This window comes from Gemmatimonadota bacterium, from assembly GCA_026702745.1.
Taxonomy (GTDB): domain Bacteria; phylum JAAXHH01; class JAAXHH01; order JAAXHH01; family JAAXHH01; genus JAAXHH01.
This window is the reverse complement of sequence record JAPPBT010000037.1, coordinates 1-4,613: the sequence shown is the minus strand read 5'-3', so window position 1 is coordinate 4,613 and position 4,613 is coordinate 1. Positions and strand designations below refer to the sequence as shown.

Here is a 4,613-nt window from a genome sequence, read left to right as displayed (position 1 = left end):
GGGCACAGACGCTACGCGATCCCTTCGACGACGGACTCATTGCCGAAACCGGACCTGCCCGTATCCCGCCCAGCCATGATCTGACGCTCGGTTACATCGACCACTTCGGCATCGAGACATCGCTCTTCTATACACAGGAGGGCTTGTACACTTGGGTAACCAGACAGGGAGACCTAGAACGGGGGCCGCCGAGTTGGTATTTCACTGGAAACCGGGCTGAGTGGCTCAAGATTCCGGCCGGTACCGATGCCTTGCCAAAAGCCTTCGCCGTTGCGCTCAGAGACCGTGTGCGGACCGACTCGCCGGTGACAAGAGTGGTCCGGGATGAGACTGGGGTGGTGGCCACCTACGGAGCCAGTGGCATCGGGAAGGAACTGAGAGGCAGCCACCTCATCTGCACGGTCCCCCTCCCAGTCATCGACAAGATCGAGTTCGAACCCGTCCTTTCGATAGCGAAGCGAGGGGCGTTCGCCTCGGTAAACTACGCAGACGTCACCCGGGTTTACATCCAGTATGCGCAGCGAATCTGGGAGGAAGACGGTTTTAATGGATGGGCGACATCGGAATTAGATGGATACCAGGAGATCTGGCATCCTACCTGGAACCAGGAGGGGCCCAGAGGTATTCTGATGTCCTACATGTTTGGAGACATGGCGCGCGAGGTCGCGGCGATGGGTTCCAGTACCATCGTACGCAGCTTCATTGGCCGCTTTAATCGCATGTTCCCCGGAACGCACGAGGTTGCGGAACACGGAACCCACTTCGCCTGGGAGCACCAGCCCTGGATTGGGGCGGCCTTCGCCTATTACGATCCTCCTTTCTCGGATTACCCTGAATTGGCATCGCCCGAGGGCCCCATTCACTTCGCCGGCGAGCACGCCTCGGGGCATCGGGGTTGGATGCAGGGAGCCTTCGAGTCGGGTCTGCGGGCTGCCTCGGAGATCGATGCGACGGTAACCGGGGAGCGGCGCGCCCGCACGACCGTGGCTTTCTCGCGGCGGCAGATGATGCGCCGTCTAGCGGGCACCCCGGGTGTACCGGGATGGCTGGTGCCGTGAACTGTCACAAGGTAAGCATCGAACTGGAACGGACCCCAGATGTCGGCACTTGGATGCCATCTAGTATGGAGGTTGATTAAGAAATACATACAAAAGCCATTTTACGCATTGAAAACTTTTTGCATCTCATCAATGTTCCCGTAGTACACAAAAACGTTGACTATAGGACAACAAAGTAGTTTCGTGTCGCAATTGTTAAGTGTGTGAAGTAGATCGGCGACTTCCACTTCTCATTAGAAAGGAAAAAGTATGCGTTTTCTTGTTTTCGTATTCGTGGTTTTGATATACGGATGTTCCGGTGAGCATTCACCGGTCGCTGCGGTTGATATCCCTTCTGAACGGTTACGTCTTACCGCCCACCAGACTAGTGACGAACCACTCTATGAAGTGTATGATTTCCGGTGGAACAATTGGAACGATTCCAAGTCGAAGGTGACGGATAGCGAACCCGGCGAGATCAGATTCGAGGTGGCGGAAGGCAGCGGCTTGTCCGCCCTTGAACATGGTTTTACTTCCGATGTGTTCGTATTCGCCAACGGGGAACAGGATACGATCGTTGTGGAATACGACTTTGCAGGGGATGAGTTGTACGCCGGACATTACTGGTTCGATGAAACGATGAACCCAGCACGGACCCAGATGCTTATCGATGAATTGAACGTCAGATATGGCGACCCGGTCAGCGAAACAGCAGGCCGGATAACCTGGATGAAGAACGGCGATACAGAGGTTTATCTGACCCTGTCGAGTGACAGATCCGGCGGTTGTCTACACTACTACAGTCCAGGTTGGGATGAGAAGGTAGAAAAGGCCAGATCGTATAACGACCTGCCCATAAGAGTTGTCGTGCCAGAATGACCTTGATTTCGGCGCTACGGATGAAGCCGTGATTACGGGACGCGACTTTTAACAGAATATCCAGCATCCGCTATACAACTTCAGCATCCGCTATATAGCAAACGGGTCGGGGATAGGGTCTCCCTGACCCGTTTTTTAAGCACACCGGCGTATCTAACCGGTGCAATCACCTTGAACTGCGCGGAGCGACAGAAACTAACTGCCGGCCCTCATCCGGTCTCTCAGTCTGCGGCGGACCAGCTTGCCTGAGGCTGTATGGGGCAATTCGTCCGCGATGACGACACGGGATATTTTGAACAACGGGTTCAGTCTGGAGGATACCAAGGACTGGAGTTCCGTTTTTAACGTGTCGACGTCGGGGTCGGGGTCGGGGTCGTGGCCGGTATGTGAGTCTGCGGAGCGGGAGCCGGCGGCGCCGCTCCCAACCTCTGGAACGATGAAGACCACCAACCTTTCCGCCCCTTCTCCCTCGGGCTGCACCGCCACGGCCGCGCTTTCGTAAACCGCGGGATGACCGTCGATGATCCGCTCCAATTCCAGCGGACTGACCTTGATTCCGCCCAGGTTCATCCCGTCGTCTGCCCTTCCCTGGGCCCGGTAACAGCCGTGATGAAGCCGTTGCGTGTGGTCCCCGTGCCGGCGCAGGACCTCGCCCCCGGGGCCGGCCGGACAGCCTTCGTAGTAGACTTCGTCGTGATCCCCGTTGAGCAGTCGCTGCGACATGCCCAGGGCGGGCGGCACGAGGAAAAGCTCGCCGGTACCGCCCTCTCCGACCTCCGCGCCTATTTCGTCCAGAATCACGAAATCCACGCCCAGGTTCGCCGTAGAGAACACCGCGGGTGAGCAGGGCTGGAGGACCGTGCAGGCCAGGTGCCCGCCCCCGATCTCGGTGCCGCCGAGGTATTCGATCACGGGCGCCCGGAATCCGGTCCGGCTCATTAGCCACAGGTAGTCGGTCCGGCTGGCGGGCTCCCCTGTGGAGCTGAACACGCGTACAGACGGCCAGTCGATGCCTTCATCCATGTCGCCGCGCCGCCAGGTCCTCACCAGCGAGGGGATGACGCCCTGCATGGTCACCCTCGCACGCCGTATGAAGCGCAGGTATTCGGCGGTACTGGCCGCGTCCGGATACAGGGCCATGCACGCGCCGTTGACCAGGGTGGCGTAGATAAGCCACGGCCCCATCATCCAGCCGATGTTGGTCGGCCAGGTCGTCACGTCGTCGCCGTGGATGTCCTGGTGGTAGTGTCCGTCCATGGCGCTCTTGATGGGGGTCAGGTGGTTCCAAGGTATGGCTTTCGGCTCGCCGGTGGTCCCCGAAGAGAACAGGATGTTGGTTGTGCGATAGGGGTTGCCGGTCACGGATTCGAAAGTGTCTTCATCGGAAAGGAGGTCGGACCATGCGATGTCGCCGGAGCGGAGTTGAGGGGCGTCTGAGGGGGCCGCGGTAAGGTCGTCGCTAGACTCGCCATCACCGCCCGAGGTTACGACAATCACTGTGGACGCACCCGCTTCGACGACCGTCGCATAGTGGGGAAGTACTTTGCCTGCGTGAACGTAACGGTCCATGGTGACCGCGCAGCTCGCGCCGGCAATGGCCATGCGGCGGCGCACTTCCGATGCCGGGAAGCTGTCGGCGATGGAGACAACCCGTGAACCGGCGCGGATGATGGCCAGGTAGGCGACCACGCATTCCAGGTTCAGGGGCATGTAGAGCGCGATGGCCTGATCAGGCGCCAGGCCTCGGTCGCACAGGCCGTTGGCGACGCGATTGACGAGACGTTCGAGTTCGCCGTAGGTCGTAGTGCGGAGCGCCTGACCATCGGAGCCGTCCGGGCCAGCGGGGCATACCAGGCCATCCGGGGAGTCGGGGTTGTTCTGGTCGTCCGGGCCAGTGGGGCATTCCGATACCGGCGTGACGACCGCGGGACGGTCGGGATCGGTCGTGAAGCAGCTGTCGACGATGTTGAGTTCCGCGCCCGGCAGCCACCGAGGGTCGCGGACGCCGCCGCCCGGCATCGGCTGGGGGTCGCGGACGCCTCCGCTCGGGTCGCGTTCGTCGCGCGGGTCTCGGACGCCGTCGCGCGAACCGTGGGCACTGCCGTCCAGATCGAGGATGGCGTCAGGTGGTCTCGTGAATACGATGCCGAGTCGTTCGAGGGTGTGGGTCCAGAAGGCCGTGGGGTCGCGGACGGACCAGGCATGGAAATCTTCGTAGCGGTCGATACCCACGGCGGCCATGCTCGCCTGGAGATTCGACCGGCGCACGGTCTCTTCGTCGGGCGTCCAGACCACGGGCGGACCATCCTCCGGGCGGCGTCCATCGAATATGCGCCGAAAGGCCGCAAGGTGGTCCTCGAAGGGCAGGAACTCGCGCCGCGAACGGTCGACGAAGTCCCGCCAGGCCTGGTCTTGCCGGGCAGTGGCCGGGCGGGCGGGGTCCGGGCGGGCGGGGTCCGGCCGGGCGGGGTCCGGACGGTTGGAATCCGGCGCGCCGGACTCGGCGTTTCTACGTTTCGCGCACATGGGGAGATGTCAGTCCAACACAACCATCTTCAGGCACACCGCCATGGGGATCTCGGCCACGACGCCCGAGAGATGGAGCCGGCCCGTGTCCGGGTCGAGACGGTGGTACGTGACCGTATCGGAGCTCTGGTTGCCGACGAGCACGAAACTGTTGGTCGGATCGATCCCGAA

At 61.1% G+C, this 4,613-nt stretch carries 3 protein-coding genes; 2 read left to right on the top strand and 1 reads right to left on the bottom strand.

Features of this window, described 5'->3' with window-relative positions; translation table 11 throughout:
* The coding region (locus OXH56_06415; GenBank protein MCY3554941.1) for an FAD-dependent oxidoreductase at positions 1-1,058 on the top strand (1,058 nt) is incomplete at its 5' end.
* A gap of 249 nt (positions 1,059-1,307) precedes the next feature.
* The gene (locus tag OXH56_06410; protein ID MCY3554940.1) at positions 1,308-1,916 is read left to right on the top strand and encodes a hypothetical protein; all 609 of its coding nucleotides are present in this window, start codon (positions 1,308-1,310) and stop codon (positions 1,914-1,916) included.
* A 195-nt stretch (positions 1,917-2,111) separates the two neighbouring features.
* Here the strand turns inward: OXH56_06410 and OXH56_06405 are convergent, their stop codons facing one another.
* The gene (locus OXH56_06405) at positions 2,112-4,442 is read right to left on the bottom strand and encodes an AMP-binding protein (GenBank protein ID MCY3554939.1); all 2,331 of its coding nucleotides are present in this window, start codon (positions 4,440-4,442) and stop codon (positions 2,112-2,114) included.
* Positions 4,443-4,613 lie beyond the last annotated feature (171 nt).